This window comes from Amycolatopsis speibonae, assembly GCF_042647925.1.
Taxonomy (GTDB): Bacteria; Actinomycetota; Actinomycetes; order Mycobacteriales; family Pseudonocardiaceae; genus Amycolatopsis; species Amycolatopsis speibonae.
In genome coordinates this window covers 13,528-31,362 of the sequence record NZ_JBHRWK010000143.1, presented here as the reverse complement: position 1 = coordinate 31,362, position 17,835 = coordinate 13,528, and the positions used below count along the sequence as shown (strand labels likewise).

The 17,835-nt window shown below is 66.8% G+C and carries 12 protein-coding genes; 5 read left to right on the top strand and 7 right to left on the bottom strand.

The features are described 5' to 3' along the window. From ACFOSH_RS42610 to ACFOSH_RS42590, 5 genes are all read left to right on the top strand, one after another. The coding region (locus tag ACFOSH_RS42610; RefSeq protein ID WP_378247265.1) for a flavodoxin-dependent (E)-4-hydroxy-3-methylbut-2-enyl-diphosphate synthase at positions 1-363 on the top strand (363 nt) is incomplete at its 5' end. A 57-nt stretch (positions 364-420) separates the two neighbouring features. Continuing rightward, on the top strand, positions 421-1,374 hold the full coding sequence (locus ACFOSH_RS42605) for a phytoene/squalene synthase family protein (protein WP_378247264.1): 954 nt from the start codon (positions 421-423) through the stop codon (positions 1,372-1,374). A 1-nt stretch (position 1,375) separates the two neighbouring features. After that, entirely contained in the window at positions 1,376-2,137 is a 762-nt protein-coding gene (locus ACFOSH_RS42600; RefSeq protein WP_378247263.1) for a lycopene cyclase domain-containing protein, read from the top strand. A gap of 54 nt (positions 2,138-2,191) precedes the next feature. Further along, entirely contained in the window at positions 2,192-3,643 is a 1,452-nt protein-coding gene (gene crtI, locus ACFOSH_RS42595) for a phytoene desaturase family protein (RefSeq protein ID WP_378247262.1), read from the top strand. Between the two features lie 68 nt (positions 3,644-3,711). Then, the gene (locus ACFOSH_RS42590) at positions 3,712-4,695 is read left to right on the top strand and encodes an aldo/keto reductase (RefSeq protein WP_378247261.1); all 984 of its coding nucleotides are present in this window, start codon (positions 3,712-3,714) and stop codon (positions 4,693-4,695) included. Positions 4,696-4,717: 22 nt separating this feature from the next. On the opposite strand, the gene ACFOSH_RS42585 is transcribed toward ACFOSH_RS42590, so the two are convergent. The 7 genes from ACFOSH_RS42585 to ACFOSH_RS42555 all read right to left on the bottom strand — a co-directional run bounded on the left by ACFOSH_RS42585 (position 4,718) and on the right by ACFOSH_RS42555 (position 17,538). Next, positions 4,718-5,434 carry a hypothetical protein gene (locus ACFOSH_RS42585; RefSeq protein ID WP_378247260.1) on the bottom strand — a complete coding sequence of 239 codons (717 nt, stop codon included), beginning with the start codon at positions 5,432-5,434 and terminating at the stop codon, positions 4,718-4,720. Continuing rightward, positions 5,434-11,748, bottom strand: coding sequence for a type I polyketide synthase (locus ACFOSH_RS42580; protein WP_378247259.1), 6,315 nt, complete (start codon positions 11,746-11,748; stop codon positions 5,434-5,436). The genes ACFOSH_RS42585 and ACFOSH_RS42580 overlap by 1 nt, the downstream gene beginning before the upstream one ends. A gap of 586 nt (positions 11,749-12,334) precedes the next feature. After that, positions 12,335-13,600, bottom strand: coding sequence for an acyl-CoA dehydrogenase family protein (locus ACFOSH_RS42575; protein ID WP_378247258.1), 1,266 nt, complete (start codon positions 13,598-13,600; stop codon positions 12,335-12,337). Next, entirely contained in the window at positions 13,597-14,349 is a 753-nt protein-coding gene (locus ACFOSH_RS42570) for an HAD family hydrolase (RefSeq protein WP_378247256.1), read from the bottom strand. Before ACFOSH_RS42570 ends, ACFOSH_RS42575 begins: the two co-directional genes overlap by 4 nt. Beyond that, the gene (locus tag ACFOSH_RS42565; protein WP_378247254.1) at positions 14,346-15,428 is read right to left on the bottom strand and encodes a polyprenyl synthetase family protein; all 1,083 of its coding nucleotides are present in this window, start codon (positions 15,426-15,428) and stop codon (positions 14,346-14,348) included. The genes ACFOSH_RS42570 and ACFOSH_RS42565 overlap by 4 nt, the downstream gene beginning before the upstream one ends. Beyond that, entirely contained in the window at positions 15,425-15,934 is a 510-nt protein-coding gene (locus ACFOSH_RS42560; RefSeq protein ID WP_378247252.1) for a nitroreductase family deazaflavin-dependent oxidoreductase, read from the bottom strand. Before ACFOSH_RS42560 ends, ACFOSH_RS42565 begins: the two co-directional genes overlap by 4 nt. 29 nt (positions 15,935-15,963) lie before the next feature. Further along, entirely contained in the window at positions 15,964-17,538 is a 1,575-nt protein-coding gene (locus ACFOSH_RS42555) for a GMC family oxidoreductase (RefSeq protein WP_378247250.1), read from the bottom strand. Positions 17,539-17,835: the final 297 nt, after the last annotated feature.

Genomic DNA, 17,835 nt, shown 5'->3' with positions numbered 1-17,835 from the left:
TCGGCGCCGCCGGTGGAAGAGGTCAAGGTCGGGATCCAGATCCTGCAGTCGCTGAACCTCAAGGAGCGCAAGCTCGAGATCGTCTCCTGCCCCTCGTGCGGCCGCGCGCAGGTGGACGTCTACACGCTCGCCGAGCAGGTCACCGCCGGGCTCGAAGGCATGGAGATCCCGCTGCGCGTCGCGGTCATGGGCTGCGTCGTCAACGGTCCGGGTGAGGCGCGTGAGGCCGACCTCGGCGTCGCGTCCGGCAACGGCAAGGGCCAGATCTTCGTCAAGGGCGAGGTCATCAAGACCGTCCCCGAGCACGCGATCGTCGAGACGCTGATCGAAGAGGCCATGCGCATCGCCGAGGAAGGAGCCTGAAATGCGAGCCAGGCCAACACGTTCTTCGGTTTCAGGCCGAGCCGGAAGAGGGCGACGATGACGCAGAGCGTGAAGACCAGGCCTGTACACCTGAAGTGGCTCGACGCGGCCGGTGTCGAGGATCCCGGACTCCGGGACGCCTACGAGTGTTGCCGACGGTTGCATGCGGACTATGGCCGGACGTATTACCTGGCGACTTTGCTTCTTCCCCCTGGCAAACGTCCTTATGTCAACAGTCTTTACGGGTTCGCCCGGTACGCCGACGAGATCGTCGACAACGGGGATGCGCGCACCAGGGCCGACGATCTGACCGAATGGAGCTCGCGGGCGCTCGCCGGCCTGCGTGCGGGCACCGGCGAAGATCCGGTCTGCCGGGCTCTCGAACACACGATGCGGGTGTGGGACATCCCGATCGACCACGTCGAGGCGTTCCTCAAGTCGATGCACATGGACCTCACGGTCACCGAGTATCGGACGTTCGAGGACCTCCGCGAGTACATGTACGGGTCCGCCGCTGTCATCGGCCTTCAGATGGTGCCTGTCTTGGAGCCGCTGGATCCGGAGGCTTACGAGCGGGCCGCGGCACTCGGTGACGCGTTCCAGCTCACCAACTTCGTCCGGGACATCGCCGAGGATCTGCGACGTGGTCGCCTTTACCTGCCGTTGGAGGACCTGGAAGCCTTCGGTGTCACCCGCGAGCGCGTCGCGGCCGGTTCGATCGACCGGAGATTCGTGGATCTGCTCAAGTTCGAGATCGAGCGTATCCGCCGGATCTATGCCTTCGCGGAGCCTGGGATCGAGATGCTGGCACCGTCCAGCCGAGACTGTATCCGCACCGCGTTCCTGCTGTACGGCGGAATCCTCGATGAGATCGAGCGCGCCGAGTACCGCGTTCTGGACCGTCGCGTCGCGGTGGGGATCACACGACGCCTGCGGGTGGCGGTTCCCGCGTACCGGCGGGCAAGGCGATTGTGGCACGGCGCGAATCGGTTTCCGCACGAGGGGAACTGACATGATCTACCGAGAATTCCTGGCGGGTGTTCTCGCACCGCTGATCGTCGTGTCCGCGCTCCTGTTCGCCTGGCGCCATCGGACGACCCGCGCGAACTGGACCGGCCGATTCGTTCTCATGGGGCTGCTCGCGGTGCTCGCGGTGTGCTACACCGCGCCGTGGGACGGCTGGATCATCCGGAATTCGGTGTGGTCATATCCGCCGGACAGTATCTGGGGAACGATCGCGGACGTGCCGATCGAGGAGTACCTGTTCATGATCGGTCAGACGCTCTTTGTCGGGTTTTGGACACTCACGGTCCTTCCCACGACGCCGATGCGGGCGCCGTCGGCGAGCCGCTCGTGGCGACGCCCGGTGTACAGCGCATTGTGGCTGACAGCGGCCCTGATCGGCGGTGTCGCGGCAGCCCTCGACACCAACGCGCTGTACCTCGGTTCGATGCTGGTGTGGTTCGGCCCACCGCTGGCGCTGCAGGCCGCGGTCGGCGCCGACCTGTTGTGGGCCGCCCGGAGACGACGGCTGGCCGCGTTGTCGATCACCGTCGTTCTCTGGTTCGCCGACCTGTTCGCCATTCGCAGCGGTACCTGGCAGATCAGCTCTGCGCACACCAGCGGCGTGATGTTGTTCGGGTTGCCGATCGAGGAGGCGCTCTTCTTCCTCGTGACCACCATGTTGATCACCAACAGCTTCGTCCTGCTGAGCTTCTCCACGACCAGGTCTCGGCTGCGGCTACGTCGGCAATACGACCACTCCACGCTTTGAGGAGCAGGCATGCGAATTCGCACGGTGTCAGGACGTACCCAGCGGGTCGTCGTGGTGGGTGCCGGTCTCGGCGGCTTGTCGACCGCGCTCTGGCTGACCGCTGCCGGACGGGAGGTCACCGTCGTCGAACGGGAAGCGGTGCCGGGCGGTCGCGCGGGTGTGTGGCAGAGCAACGGCTTCACTTGTGACACCGGTCCCACTGTGCTTACCATGCCGGACCTGATCGAGCAGACGTTCGCCTGCGTCGGTGAACGGATGACGGACTGGCTCACCTTGAATCCGCTCGACCCGCTGTACCGGGCTCGGTTCCAGGATGGTAGCCAGCTCGATGTCCAGGCGAATCCGGAGGCGATGGCTGCCGAGATCTCTCGGTTGTGCGGCGCCCGGGAAGCAGACGGCTACATCCGTTTCCATCGGTTCATGCGGCAGCTGTATCGCTTCGAGATGGACGACTTCATCGACCACAACATCGACTCTCCGTGGGGAATGCTGACCCCCAACCTCGCCAGGCTCGCCGCGGTCGGCGGCTTCCGCCGCCTTGCCGGCAAAGTCGGTTCCTACCTCCACGACCCCCGTACCCAAAAGGTGTTCTCCTTCCAGGCGATGTACGCCGGTGTGTCGCCGTTCCAGGCGCTTGCCCTCTACGCGGTGATCTCCTACATGGACACCATCGGCGGCGTTTATTTCCCGTCCGGGGGATTGCACACCGTGCCAGAAGCGATGGCCGCGGCCGCGCAAAAGCACGGTGCCGAGTTCCGATATTCCACCGAAGTCGCGAAAGTCGAGGTCGACGGCAACCGGGCGACCGCTGTGATCACGGGTGACGGCGAGCGCATCCCCGCCGACGTGGTGGTACTGAACCCGGACTTGCCGATCGCCTATCGTGATTTGCTCGGCCGGACTCCGCGTTCCGTGCGCCGCCTTCACTATTCACCGTCTTGTTTTCTCCTCCTGGCCGGCTCCCGTGCCGGCTACGACGGCCTGGCGCACCACAACATCCACTTCGGTGAGGCGTGGCGCGGCACCTTCCGCGAACTGCTTCACGAAGGACGGCTTCCCAGCGACCCGTCGTTCCTCGTCACCAACCCCACCCACTCCGATCCCTCGTTGGCGCCGCCGGGCAAGCACACTTACTACGTCCTCTTCCCGACACCCAACCTCGACGCCGGGCTCGATTGGACCCGTCTCCGTTCGAAGTACCGCGATGAGGTCGTAGCGACACTCGAACGCACCGGCTACCATGGGTTCGGCTCCGCCATCGAAGTCGAGGACATCAGCACGCCTGCGGACTGGGCCCGACGAGGCATGGCCGCGGGTACCCCGTTCGCGTCGGCGCACAGCCTGTTTCAGACCGGCCCCTTCCGGCCAAGCAACCTGTGGGGCGAGAACGTCGTCTTCACTGGCTCCGGCACCCGCCCGGGTGTCGGCGTCCCGATGGTGCTCATCAGCGGTCGGCTGGCCGCAGAACGCATCGTCGGCTACGGGAAGTGCGACGCGACGGCGTGAAGCGGCCGCACCAGATCCAGCTGAGACCGCCGGGATCGAGTTCGTCCACACTCCGTCAAGGAGGGCACATGAAATCACGTAAGCTCGGCGACCTGGACGTTTCCGCTCAGGGCCTGGGATGCATGGGCATGAGCGACTTCTACAGTCCCGGACCCGAATCGGAATCGATCGCGACGATCCACCGGGCGATCGATCTGGGCGTCACTCTGTTCGACACCGCTGACATGTACGGCACCGGCGCGAACGAAGTGCTTCTCGGCAAGGCCGTGAAGCATCATCGCGACAAGGTCGTGCTGGCCACGAAGTTCGGCTTCGTTCGAGACAAGGCCAATCCCCATTTCGGTGTTCAGGGTGACGCGGCGTATGTGCGTCGCGCTGCCGACGATTCGCTGCGCCGACTCGGCGTCGACACCATCGATCTCTACTTCCAGCACCGGGTGGACCCGCAGGTGCCGATCGAGGAGACGGTCGGCGCGATGGCGGAACTGGTCCAGGCAGGCAAGGTCCGCCACCTTGGCCTGTGCGAAGTGCGTCCGGAAACTCTCCGTCGTGCCAACGCCGTGCATCCGATCACCGCGCTGCAGACCGAATGGTCGCTCTGGTCGCGTGACATCGAAGCGGAGATCGCGCCGGCCTGCCGAGAACTCGGCATCGGCATTGTGGCGTATTCGCCGCTCGGCCGCGGCTTCTTCACCGGCCGGTTCACCTCCGCCGACAGCTTCAGCAAGGGAGACCTGCGCGGTGCCGTACTGCCACGGTTCAGCGAGGAGAATCTCGTCAAGAACGTGTCGCTCGTCGAGGCGTTGGCGGCGATCGCCGCCGAACGGGGTGTCACGCCGGCCCAGCTCGCGCTGGCCTGGGTGCACCACCGCGGCGAAGGCGTCGTCCCGATCCCCGGCACCCGGCAGATCAAGTACCTGGAAGAGAACGTCGCTACGGCGGATTTGGCGTTGACCGCTGACGACTTGGCCGCTGTCGAGGCGGCTGTCCCGGCCGATGCCACCGCCGGTGATCGCTATTCGGTACCGGATCAACAGCTGATCGACCAATAGTTCGCCGCCCCTTTGACGCTGTTCAGGCGCGATGCGGGAAGCTCTCCGCATGGCGCCTGAACGCTTCCTTGCAGGAGAGGTGCCGAGAAAGGGTGAGCGCGTTGTCGTAGACCATCTCGTCTACGACGGCGACGGGATTGTCGGCGACCACCAGAGTGGCGGCGATTTTCAGTAGTCGCCTGCCTGTTCCGTCATTGCCCGAGGCCGGGGTGACAGCGCGGGTGTGCCTGCGCACGCCGCGCCGTCGCAGCAAGTGTCCCAGCGCGACAGCCCTGGACTCCAGGGCGAGCCTTTCCTCCGGATCCAGCGAATCATGGGCGACCACGGCTCGCACCTCCGCCACCACGTGTTGTTCGCCGTGGCCGGCCATTACGAGGTGCCCGCGGCGATAGATCACCGGACTGCCTGGTTCGATTCCCAGCCGGGTCGCCGATCCTTCGGTGACCGGACCGATCTCGTGCAGTGTGGAAACGTAACGCACGGGACGCCGCAGCCACTCGCTGAGGGTGGTCGTGAAGCAATCGGTGGTCCAGATCTGTGTGGCCAGCCGACTCGAGATGTTCGCCAGGCGTTCGGAAAGGGGCGGATGTAACGCATGCTCCGGACTCGGCCCGCTCCGACGAAACGGGCTCGAGGTGGCACTGGCCTCGGAGAGAACGAAATCCAGCGGTTCCCCGGCTACCCGTGGTTGTTCCAATTTGCTCTCCCTGTCCGGTTCGCCGGATGCTTCGATCTCCATCAACGCACCATTCCGGGAAGCTGCCTGCCAGATTCGGCACGCCGGGCGAGAACGAGTCTCCCCTCGGCCAAGTCAGTCGAGTCGGTTACGCCGGAATTCGGCTCGGGTGGCAGTTCTGCCGAATTCGCCGTGAGCCCCAGCCTGTCGAGATCCTGAACGTATTTGGCGATCAGGGCCGAGGAAACATGGGGGATGTCTCTGCCGAGTCCCGAATCCGCGGCCCGCACCGTGGTCCGGAACCCATCGGCGGACACCTGGGCACCGGAAGCCGGATCCAGCGGGGCGGCAAACGCGTGCAGCAGCGGCAGTATCGAGCTCTGCCGCAGCGGCTCCGGCAAGTTCCGGACAGCGGCCTCGAACCGCGTGCACCATTCCGCATGGTCCTCGACACGATCGAGAGGATGCCCGGCCTCGATCAGCCAGTCGACAAACGTATCCAGGGAAATAGCGTCGTCATGTGGGTTGATGACATTGAACGTCCGGTACCCCTCGCCCGCTCGCGCGCCCAGTTCGGTGATGGCCTCGGCGGTGAAGTCGGCAGGCAGACCGTCGTAGTGCGCGGGGCGGCGATCGCCCCGCGAATCGGTCAGATAGAACGACTTCGGTGCCAGGCCGGCGACGATCAGGCTGAGCAGCAGTCGGGTGAAGACGTCGGACACGTTGAGCTGCCCCGCATACCAGGAGTGGGCAAGGATCATGCCCGGACGGAACACCGCGACCGGCAGGCCGCAGAGATCATGCGCCTCTCGGAGTACCACTTCACCGGCCCACTTGCTGGTGGCATATCCGTTGGCGTATCCGTGATCCAGTTCCCGGACCGGATTGCTCACCCGGAGGTCGCTGTCCTCGTCCGGGCACGATTTCTGGGTGGCGACCACTGCTACGGTAGAGATGTAGTTGACCGGCTTGATCCGCGTGGTCAACGCCATCCTGATCAGTTCGGTGGTACCGACTACGTTGGCGCCGAACAATTCGTCGTAGGGAAGCACGTGGTTCACCTGGGCCGCCGTATGCACGATCAGGTCGACGGTTTCGCTCAGCCGCCGCCAAGTGGCGGTGTCCAGCCCGAGGTTCGCCTCGGCGACATCGCCGCGGACCACCTCCAGGTGATCAGCGGCCAACTCCTCGAAGCGAGCCGACAGTTCGCCGTCGCCGGCGAAGGAATCTGTCAGCCGGGCCGTCGCGGCCTGCGCCGTCTCGCCGCGAACCAGGCAGATCAGCCTGCCTCCGGTGCGGGACAACCGCTGCAACCATTCCAGGCATAGGAAGCGACCTAGATAGCCATTGGCGCCGGTGAGCAGCACCGTGGTGGGTGCGCCGGTCGCGCGAGGCAAGGTGACGGCCCCGGCCAGTGTCGCGGCGTCGAGGAACTTGTCCAGTGTGAGTTCCGTAGCGCGCACGGTCGTCGCGTCCGGACCGTGAACGGCGGCGAAGGTGGGACGTTTGGCCGAGGATGACGATCCGGCCGAGCCGGAAAGGTCAGTCCGTGCGGTGAGGAACCGGCTGAGTGCCTCGGGGGTGGGATGTTCCCTGATCACGATGGTCGGCAGGCGCAATCCCGTCCGCTTGACGATCCGGGACTGCAACTCGGTGTAGGACAACGAGGTGAAGCCCAGCTCGTCGAAGTCGCTGTCACCCGAGACCGAATCCGCGCCGGGGTAGCCTGCCACCTCCGCGGCTTGTTCCCGTACGAGCGCGAGCAGCGAATCGAACCCCTGTTCCACCTTGCGCTCGGCCGGTTCCGTGGCCGCGGGTTCCGCCATGGCGGCGGACCGGTCCCCCGCGGGGCGAGCCAGAGTGGGCGCGTCGTACCAGAAGCGCTGATGCTGGAAGGGATAGCCGGGCAGTTCGGCGAACCGGCCGCCGGTGGAGCCCGGCAACGTGTCCCAGTCGATCGACACCCGGTTGACATACGCCTGTCCCAGCGAACGGCGGAAGGACCGCAGATCGGCGGCATCGCGGCGGACGGTGGCGATGACCGTGCCGTTCGTGCCGGTCTCGGCGAGGGTTTCTTCGATCGAGTCCGACAGCACCGGGTGTGCGCTGACTTCGACGAACCGCCGGTATGAGCGCTCGGCCATCGTGGCGACCGCCTGCCGCAGGTCGACCGTTTCACGGAGGTTGCGGCACCAGTAGCCGGCGGTCAGGTCGAGGCCGTCCACCTGACCGCCCGTGGTCGCGGAGAAGAAGGGGATCGAGCCCCGCCGGGGCTTGATGTCGGCGAGTTCCGCCCGGAGATCGCCGAGGAGGGGATCCATCAGGGAGCTGTGACTCGCGTAGTCGATGGCGATCCGGTGAACCGGGATACCGCGTTCCCGGAACCAGGCCATCGTGGCTTCCAGCGCGGTGATCTCGCCGCTGATCCCGGTGGCCGACGGTCCGTTGACCGTGCCGATGCTGACCGGATTTCCCAGCGATTCCAGGATTTCCCGGACTTCTCCGACGGGGCGCCCGATCAGGGCCATCCCGCTGTCGCCTGCGTGCTCACGCAGCAACAGTCCGCGCACCGCGACGATACGGACGGCATCGGCCAGCGACAGGGCACCGGCGACGTACGCGGCGACGATTTCGCCCTGACTGTGCCCGGTCACCGCGTCCGGCCGGACTCCGTGCGCGTGCCAGAGCGCGGCGAGCCCCACCATCATGGCGAACAGCGCCGGTTGGACCACGTCGACCGGCTGCGCGGATTCGGTGTCCTCGGTGCACAGGAAATCCGCGACCGACCAGCCGAGGTGCGGCAGCAGAGCCTGATCGCACTCGGTGAGCGCCGTGGCGAACGGCGGCGCGGTGCGGGCCAGTTCCCGAGCCATCCCCCACCACTGCTGGCCCTGCCCGGAGAAGACGAACGCCGTCAGTTCGTTGCCCCGCCCCCGCCCTTCTACAGCGTCGTCGCTGTAGTCCCCGGCGGCCAGAGCGGCCAGAGCGGGCCGGTGGTCACCGGTGTCGTCCGGCAGTGCGATCGCCCGGTGAGGCAGGGACGAGCGGGTTCGGGCCAGGGTCCGCGCGACATCGTCGAGGTGACCCTGGATCTCCGCGGGTGCGCCCGCGGCCAGGTCGTCGGCCAGATCCCGCAGCCGGGCCGCCGTCGCGCGCATTCCGTCGGCCGAGGCCGCGGAGAACACCCACGGCGCCGGGTCGGCGGGGGCGGGCGGCTTCTCCCCTGCCACCTCCCCGGGCGGCTGCTCCAGGATCACGTGTGCGTTGGTGCCACCGATGCCGAAGGCGGACACCCCGCCCCGGCGCGGTGAGTCGCCTGTCCAAGCGGTGGCCTTGGTCAGCAGCCGCAGCCCGTCCGGGCTCCAGTCCACTTGGTCCAGCGGTATGTCGGCGTGCAAGGTCCTGGGCAGCGTTCCGTGCTGGATGGACAGCGCCATCTTGATCAGGCCGACGATTCCCGCGGCTGCCTGGGTGTGCCCGAGGTTTGACTTGGCCGAACCGACCCACAGCCCCGCCGTGCGGTCACTGCCATAGGCGGCCTGCAGTGCCTTGCCCTCGATCAGATCGCCGAGCTGGGTGCCGGTGCCGTGCGCCTCGACAGCCTGGACGTCGGCGGCGGTGAGCCGCGCGTCTGCCAACGCCCGCTGGATGACTTCCTGCTGGGCGATCCCGTTGGGCGCGGTCAGCCCGTTGCTCGCGCCGTCGGAGTTGATCGCCGAGCCGCTGATGGCGGCCACCACCGGGTGGCCCCTGTGCCGGGCGGCGGACAGCCGCTCCAGGACCACCACTCCCGCGCCCTCGGACCAGGCGACGCCGTCGGCACCGGCCGCGAATGCCTTGCACCGGCCGTCGGGTGCGAGCAGCCCCTGCTTGCCGAAGTCGATGAACGCGGCCGGGGTCGACATCACGGTGACTCCGGCCACGATGGCGCGATCACATTCGCCGTCCCGCAACGCGCGCCGCGCCTGGTGCAGCGCGACCAGGGAAGAGGAGCAGGCGGTATCCACGGTGAAGCTCGGGCCGCGCAGGCCCAGGTGGTAGGAGATCCGGCCGGACGCGACCCCACCGGCGTTGCCGGTCATCGCGTAACCGTGGTAACGGTCCATGGACTCGGACACCCGCGGGAGATAATCCGAGGACATCATCCCGACGAAGACCCCGGTTTCCGGGCCCTGCAGCGCCAGCGGATCCAGACCGGCCCGGTTCAGCGCCTCCCACGCCAGTTCCAGCAGCAGCCGGTGCTGCGGATCCATGGCGCGCGCCTCCACCGGGGTGATGCCGAACAGCTCCGCGTCGAAACCCGCGACGTCGTCCAGGAAGCCCCCGACCAGGTCGGGCGGTATCCCCGGGATCTCGTCGGCCGGCAGGTCCGCCAGCGACCAGCCGCGATCCGACGGCGGTGGGCCGACGACTTCCCGCTCCTCGATCAGCAGCCGCCAGAAATCCTCCGGGGTGCCGATCGCTCCGGGCAGCCGGCACGCCATGCCCACGATCACCACCGGATCGTCGTCCGCTGCGGACCGGGGCCGCGTCGGCGCTGGTGCGGGGGTCGCCCGATCGGTGCGGCTCGACCGGCCCGCCAGATACGCCGCGAGTGCCATGGGCGTCGCGTGGTTGAAGACGTCGGCGCTGCTCAGCGCCGTCCCGGTGGCGGCACTGAGCGCCTTCGCCAGCCGCATGGCGCCGAGTGAGTCGATGCCCATGTCGCGAAAGGCACTCTTTGAGCTGAATTCGTCCCGGCCGGCCGGACCGGAGTCGTCCGCCAGCACGCTCCGGGCGTGGGCGATGACGACGCGCAGCAGTTCCTCGGCTCCCGGGCCACTGGCCGCGTCCGGTTCTTCGCGCCGGTGGATCCGCTCGGCCCGGTCAGCCAGCTCGGCGAGCTTGTGCCGGATGATCTTTCCGGTGGCGGTGCGCGGAATGCCGGGCACGACCAGAAGTTCGGCCGGGAATTTGTGCGGTGCCGCCCCCTTGGTCGTCAGGTGCTTCGTCACGTCGGGCAAGGTGGCCGAAGAGCTCTCGGTGACCAGCAGGCTGGGGTATTCCCCAAGCCGTTCGTCGGCGCGTCCGACGATCGCCGCGGGCCCGATACCGGGCAGATCCGCGAGGAGCTCCTCGACCTCGGTCGCGGGGAACTTCTTGCCGCCGACATCGATCATCTCCGCGGCGCGGCCGTGGAAGGCGACCAGCCCTGCCTCGTCGAGACTGGCCAGATCACCGGTGCGCAGCCAGCCGTCCTGAAAGGACAGTCCGGTCAGATCCGGATCCCCCAGGTAGCCGCGGAAGTGGTGCGGGCCGGTGAACCAGAGTTCGCCGACCGTCCCTGGGGTACAGTCGGCGCCGTTCTCGTCCACGATACGGACGCCTGCCCCGGACACCGGTCTGCCGATGCCGCGGGCGGCGACGTCGTCCGGATCGTTGGCGCTGGTGAACAGGCCGGCGCCGAGTTCCGACATCCCCCACTGCACGACGACCGACTCGGCGAGTGAGTCCCTCAGATCGGCCACCAAGCGTGGCGATGCCACGGAACCGGCGGTCCGCACCTCCCGGAAACGGACGGAGTGCTCGCCGGGGTTCTGTCGCAGGTGGTCGAGAAGGTCGTGCAGCTGGGTAGGCACCGCGAAGAGGGTCACCTGTTCACTGGCCGATGACCGCATGACGTCGATCAGCTTCTCCGGGCGCCAGCCGTCGAGCATGAGCTGCGAAGCGCGGGAGAAAAGTGCCATGTGGATGGACAGCAGCCCGAACAGGTGCGTGACGGGGGCGGCGCTGACAAGGCGATCCGCGCCGGAATGCCCGCTCGCGGTCACCACGGCGGCGGCGTTCGACAACAGGCCGTCATGGCTGTGCACACAGATTTTCGGGCGCCGCGAGGTGGTTCCGGAGGAGGGGGTGAGCAGGAAAGGGTCGTCGGGCCGCACGCGGACGGGGCGGGGTCGCGCGTCGGCGAATTCTTCGATCAGCTCACTGATCGCGACTGGCCGGTCTTCGGCGAGGATGACGACGCCGTCCGGGTCGGATACGGTCGCACCGACGATCGGAACCTTTTCCCCGTGCGGCTTGCCTGCCCGCTGCGCCACTGTGATGACGGTTCGTGCCCCGACCCGCTGGGCCAAAGCGGCCACGTTCTGCCCGGGCTCGCGAGGGTTGATCGGCAAGAGAACTCCGCCCGCGGTGGCAACGGCCGCGTGCACCACGAGGAAGGCCCAGCTGTTGGGTAGCTGGGCGACGACGACGTCCCCGTGGCCGACACCGCGTTCCTGCAATCCCCTGGCCAGTGCCTGGGTGGATTCCTGCCAGCGGTTCCAGGTCCATGTCTCCTTGCCGTCGACGAAGGCCACGCTGCCCGCCTCGTCGGAGGCGGCCGCTGCCAGCACACGCGGAAGTGTCTGTCCAAGCAGGCCGGTGCCGGGTCCGACGTGGTAATCGTATGAGGTCAGCAAGACCGTCCCCCTGCCATCTGGCCCACCAACACGCGGATCACTCCTGCCACGCGAAACCGGGAGATTCGGCGCCGAGCTGACGAAGGATTCTCCTGAACGCCCGCCAACGTGTACGGGGTGGTCACAACGGAAGCAGATACCCGTCAGGTGCGTCGGATGGTTGACTTGCTACCGGGCTTGACGGGTTCCTGCGACGTAAAGTACTCCCCGAGTCGGAACGAGCAGTCGCGTTGGTGCGAACTTCCATAAAAGGCTGCCCTTTTGGCCTCGGGTTCCGCGAGAGCGCCCGCTTGTTCCGGACACCGGCAGGACGCGCTGACCTTGAGCTTGCTTTACAATGCTGCCGAGAACCCGGTACCGAACCATCCCCCGCATATCCGCAACCGGTTATGGATGCGGCCTTTCGACACTCTTCCAGACTGGGAATTCTCACATTCCTGCACGCTTGCCTACGCCTCCGACAGGAGGCTACTTGATTGACAGCGAGACGCTGCGGCGATCTTTCTGTTCATTACCGCCCTCAGCCGAGATGCGCCGCACCGATCAGCGCGAGCAAGGTGTTCTCCCCATCGGCGATTTTGAACGATTTCGCATCACGAAGAAGCTTTTCGGGATAGAAGACATCTCCGTCGGAGAACCGGAGGCCCCGCCGATCGGTCGCCCGGGCACCGCAAAGCTGGGAAGCGGCGTCGCAGACCTCGAACGCGGTCTCCGTCGCGAACACCTTCGCGGCGCAGGAATGCGCGAGGGAGCCGACCTTTCCCGCGGCGGCCAGTTCATAGTTGTGTACGTAGGTAGCGCGGGTCAGCGCGCGGGCAGCCTCCAGTTTGGTGAACATGGAGAACAAACGCAGCTGGGTGGCCTGATGCTCGTGCAGCGGCTTCCCGCCCTGGACACGTTCGGCCGTGTAGCGCAGGGCACCCTCGTAGGCCGCGCGGCCGGTGCCGAAGGCCAACAGGGCCATGGAGACACTGGCGACGGTGTGGGTGGCGTGCATGGCCATGCCGTAGGCGTCTTCGCCGATGAGCAGGTGGTCCTTGGGGATGCGCACGTCGGCAAAGCTCAGCGACGCTTGGTTCATCGGGCGCAGGCCGAGCTTGTCGAGGGGCTCACCCTTCGTGACGCCGTCGAGGTCCAGCGGTACGACCGCGATCCCGCCGCGGGCGAGGTTCGACGAGTCGAGTGTGCAGCACACCAGGGCATGGGTGGCCGTCGCCGTGCAGCTGGCCCACGGCGCCTTCCGCCCGCTGAGGACCCAGCCGTCACCGTCCTCGCGTGCGATGAGGTCGCCACCCGGCACGGCCAGCGACGGGGTGTGCGCGGCCATCATGTCCGATCCGTGCCGGGAGTCCGTGATGGCGAAACAACTCGACCACTCCGGCCGTTGCCCGGTGAAGAAGGGCCGCGCCAGCTCGTCGACGAGTCGTGGACTGCCGAAGTTGTAGACGAACTGGTACACCAGCGGGGCAATGAACAGCGAGGCCGCCAAGCCGGCGTCGCCGGTGGCGAGTTCTTCGAGGACGAGGTATTCCTCGAGACGACTCAAGCCGAGACCGCCGAACTCCGGCGGCGCGGTCAGATGCAGGAACCCTTCGCTCCGGGCCGTAGCCAGGAACTCGAAATAGGGCGAGCCTGGCGCGACGGCGTCCTCGGCGCTCATGACGTCCAGTTCATGCCCAAGCGGTAAAGCGTGTTCACGCGCGAATGTTCTGGCGCGCCGTTGCCATTCTCTCGCGTTGTCGGAGATCGTCAGGTCGAGTTCTACGAAGGGCTCTTTGTCGTTCATGGTGTGTGATTCCTTGTATGGGCTCGGGACGATCCGGCGAGCAGCCTGGCACAGGCCGGGACGATGGTGACGCGATCGACGATGTGCCATCCGCGCCGGGCGGCGACCGGGCGCAGTTCGCCGTCTGGTTCGAAAGCGATGGCGATGCCGACGTGGTCGAAGAGTTCCGAGTCCCGGACCGTGTTCCCGATGGCGACCGCGCTGTCGTGGTCGAAGGATTCGGTAGCCTTGAATCCACGCATGATCGACTCTTTGCCGCCCGGCAGCCCGGGCGGGTTCGCGAGACGTCCGGTAAACCGGCCGTCGACGATTTCGGTTCCGACACCATGCCCCGAAGCCACGCCCAGGTCGAGGGCGGCCACCGTCATGATCGTGTCGGCGTTCCCCGAGATCAGATGGATCTGGTAGCCGTTGGCCTTGAGCAAGGAGATCAGCTCCTCGGCGAACGGGAAGAGCCTGCTGCGGCAGGCGTTCCACGTTCTCCTGGCGGTCGCCCACGCCCGGTCGAACGCGACACCCCGGATCGCTTCCGAGTAGAGCCGGTATGACTCGACGTGCAGGTGTTCGCGGTCGCTCGTGGCCGTGGCATAACGCTTTATGGCGCCCAGGCAGGCCTCTGTCGCGGTTCGGTCGCAAACCCCGTCAACAGCCAGGTTCCTCAGGTAGTACATCCCCAGCACACCGGGCAACAGGGTGCCGTCCATGTCCAGGAACGCGTGCCTGGCCTGGTCTTCCGGATCGGCGGTCATGATTCACGGTGAACGGCATCGTCGGCGATCCGCCGCAACGTCGCCACCGCGGCGCGGGGCAGAACCTTGTCGTCGAGCGCCGCGACGGCTTCGGCGTGGCGCTCGACGATCATCCGCTCGACGGTGGCGGGCGCGCCGGTCGAGGTGATGATGTCGAGGACTTGCCGGGCGGTGTCGTCGCTGAGTCCGGCATCGCCGACGTGCTCGGTCAAGAAGTCCTTCTGGTCCTGGTTGGCTTCACCGACCGCGACCGCGAGCACCAGAGTCCGCTTGCCTTCACGGAGATCATCGAAGACCGGTTTGCCGGTGGCGCCCGGATCCCCGAACAGGCCGAGGAGGTCGTCCCGCAACTGAAAGGCGTCGCCGAGAGGGAGGGCGAAGCGACTGAGAGCGTCGAGGAACCCTGTGTCCGCTCCAGCGAGCGCGGCTCCGATGTGCAGGGGACGCTCGACGGTGTACTTTGCCGTCTTGTACCGCGCGACGATCAGGGGCGTCTGCCGGTCGTCCAGCGGGCCGAGGGTGGCGAGCAGATCCAGGTACTGGCCGTAGTGCATCTCTTCGCGCATGGCGTCGAGGAGGCCGCTGACCACGGTCCTGCGGTGGCCGGGCAGGTCGGCGGTGGTGACGAGTTCATCGGACCAGGTCAGCGCCATGTTGCCGATGAGGAGGGCGGCACTGAGCCCCAGGTGACGAGGGTCGTTGCTGTGGGCGTAGCGCCGGGCGAGCGCCCGGTGGACGGTCGGCTGGGAGCGCCGCGTGAGGCAGTTGTCGATGATGTCGTCGTGAATGAGGGCGAAGGCCTGGTACATCTCCAGCGCGGCGGCGGTCTGCACCACCATCGGGGGAACGGCCGGGCCGGCGACGGCCTGCCAGCCCGCCAGGCACAGCAGCGGCCGGATGCGTTTGCCCCCGGCGGTGATGTGAGCCCGGATCATGGCCGGGACCTCGGGAACGAGCCCGTGGTCGCGAGCGTGACATTCCTTCTCGTCAAGAAAGGAGACCAGGCGCTGGGTCACTTTCGCCTTCAGGTCGGCGAGGTCGGCGCCCAGTGCGGCGTCGTTCGTGGCGGGAGCGGTCATGGCCTGGTTCCGTACCCCTTCTGCTCGAGGGCGAAGATGCGGAAGCTGTCTCGGCCACTGGTGTCCAGATAGCTCTGGTAGGCCGGGCCCGCGCCGGTATAGAGGCTCCAGATCGCGTCGTGTTCGGCGCCGGTGAGCGGCCGCGCGATCACCGGAACGACCTGGTTGCCGACCGTGACGGTCGCCTGCGGAAAGGCGAGCAGGTTGACGGACCAGTCGGGCTGGGCGCGCCTGCCGAAATTCGAGGCGACGACGGCGAAAGCCTCGCCGTGCGGCATGAAGAAGAGAGGCGTGGACCGCGGTCTTCCGCTCCGTCGGCCGGTGGTGGTGAGCAGGAGTGTTCCGGCACCGGTCGTCCCGCCCATGCTGATCCGGCCGTGGGAACGACGGAGCAGGAACCGGTCGACGGGAACCATCACGGTCCGCATGAAGGTGATGAACCAGGGTTTCGGCGCCAGGCGGACCATCGTTTTCCACAAGAAGGCTTTGGTCTTCGGACGAATCATGGGGATTCCTGACTGTGGTGGAGGAAGGTTCAGGTGCCGCGAAGGAGATCGGCGGCGCGTTCGGCGATCATGACCGTGGGCGCGTGGGTGTGCCCGCGGGTGATACGCGGCATGACCGAGGCGTCGACCACCCTCAGCCCGGCGACGCCGTGGACACGGAGTTCCGGGTCCACCACCGAGTCGTCGTCCGTCCCCATCCGGCAGGTGCCCGCCAGGTGGTAGACGGTGTCCGAGCGACGGCGGACGTGATCTTCGACGGACCCCGAGTCGCCGAGATCGAGATCCGGGTACCAGGGCTTGCCGATGTAGGGCATGAGCGCGGCCGTGCCGAACATCCGGCGGGCGATCTTCATGCCGTAAGTCAGCCGCCGGAAGTCATCACCGCCCGGGTCGGATAGGTACCCCGGGTCGATTTCGGGGCTCTCAAGCGGGTCGGGCGAACGCAACCGGATTCGTCCTGTGCTCTTCGGCTGCAGGAGGACCACGGCGATCGTCAAGGCGTGCTCCGGTGGAGGATCGACGCCGTGGTCGACGAACGCACACGGGAGGAAACTGATCTCCAGATCCGGGCCAGGTGACGCGGGATCACTCGCGGTGAAGTACGCCGCCTCGGCGACGTTGGACGTCAGCGGGCCGCGCCGATCCTTCTCGTAGGCATCGAGGGCGGCTGCTTCGCTTGCGGAAGCCAGGGTGACCGGCCGCGGACAGTGGACGATCAACGGGGTGAAAAGGTGGTCTTGCAGGCCACTGCCAACGCCGGGCAGCGGGTGCACACAGTCGATCCCGTGCTCGGCGAGATGATCCGCGGGGCCGATACCGGAGAGCATCAGCAGGTGCGGCGTGTTGACGGCACCCGCGCTGACGACGACCTCGCGCCGGGCGATGATCGTGCGGCGTACGCCGCCCTCGTCCAGTACCTCGACGCCGGTGGCGCGACCGTCGGAAAGGGTGATCCGCAGCGTGCGAAGCCGGGTGAGGACATCGAGGTTGGGATGCACGAGCGAACGCAGGTAGCCGTCGGCGGAACTCCAGCGCTCACCCCGGCGCTGGGCAGTCGGCATCCGCGCATATCCCGTGCTGTCGGCGGCGTTCACGTCCGTCGCCGCAGGAAGGCCGAGTTCGGCGCAGGCCCGCAAGAAAGCCCCGGTGGCCTCGGACTCTCCTCGGACGTCCTCCACGTGCAGCGGGCCGTCGAGACCGTAGATCCCTGAAGCGTCGCCTCCGCTTCGGCGCTCGGCTCTGCGGAAGTACGGTTCGACTTCCGCGTAGGACCAGCCTTTTGCCGCCCAGCCGTCGAAATCCGCTTGATGGCCTCGGGTCCAGACGTTCGCGTTGAGCGACGAGCTACCACCCAGGACACGGCCACGCGGGCACCGGATCACTCGGTCGGCGAGGCCCGGCTGAGGAGTGGTGCGGTAGTCCCAGTCGTTCTCGCCGCCGAAAAGCGTTGGGAACGCGATCGGGATCTTGATCGCCGGATGATCGTCGGGACCACCGGCTTCGATCAAAGCGACCCGATCCGGGGAGCCCATGGCGAGACGCGCGGCGAGGGCGCAGCCAGCCGAGCCGGCACCGACCACGATGTAGTCATAGGAATCTTCCATGAGCAACTCCTGAGGATGAACAAGAGCAAGGATTACCAAGCAGTTCACAAATAAGTCAAGAATCGCGGAGAAATCTACTCAAGAAACGGAATTATCAGGTTTTTTCAGATAGTTTTTCTGCCCGAACGCGCATATCTTTCCGACACGCAGGGCACCTCTCTGCTTTAAATGCCCCGTCGAATGAGGTGTCGTCGGCTGAGACGAGGGTAGCGCGGCTGAGCGCGACGTATGCCCGGGGGCGTGCTTGGGCAAGGCCGCTGATCGCCGATTCACGGCTCTGGCCCACCACCATGCGGA

Coding starts and splice junctions, on each gene's coding strand:
- ACFOSH_RS42555 (WP_378247250.1), bottom strand. CDS start 17,538: ATGGAAGATTCCTATGACTACATCGTGGTCGGTGCCGGCTCGGCTGGC.
- ACFOSH_RS42600 (WP_378247263.1), top strand. CDS start 1,376: ATGATCTACCGAGAATTCCTGGCGGGTGTTCTCGCACCGCTGATCGTC.
- ACFOSH_RS42570 (WP_378247256.1), bottom strand. CDS start 14,349: ATGACCGCCGATCCGGAAGACCAGGCCAGGCACGCGTTCCTGGACATG.
- ACFOSH_RS42560 (WP_378247252.1), bottom strand. CDS start 15,934: ATGATTCGTCCGAAGACCAAAGCCTTCTTGTGGAAAACGATGGTCCGC.
- ACFOSH_RS42565 (WP_378247254.1), bottom strand. CDS start 15,428: ATGACCGCTCCCGCCACGAACGACGCCGCACTGGGCGCCGACCTCGCC.
- ACFOSH_RS42605 (WP_378247264.1), top strand. CDS start 421: ATGACGCAGAGCGTGAAGACCAGGCCTGTACACCTGAAGTGGCTCGAC.
- ACFOSH_RS42590 (WP_378247261.1), top strand. CDS start 3,712: ATGAAATCACGTAAGCTCGGCGACCTGGACGTTTCCGCTCAGGGCCTG.
- ACFOSH_RS42585 (WP_378247260.1), bottom strand. CDS start 5,434: ATGGAGATCGAAGCATCCGGCGAACCGGACAGGGAGAGCAAATTGGAA.
- ACFOSH_RS42575 (WP_378247258.1), bottom strand. CDS start 13,600: ATGAACGACAAAGAGCCCTTCGTAGAACTCGACCTGACGATCTCCGAC.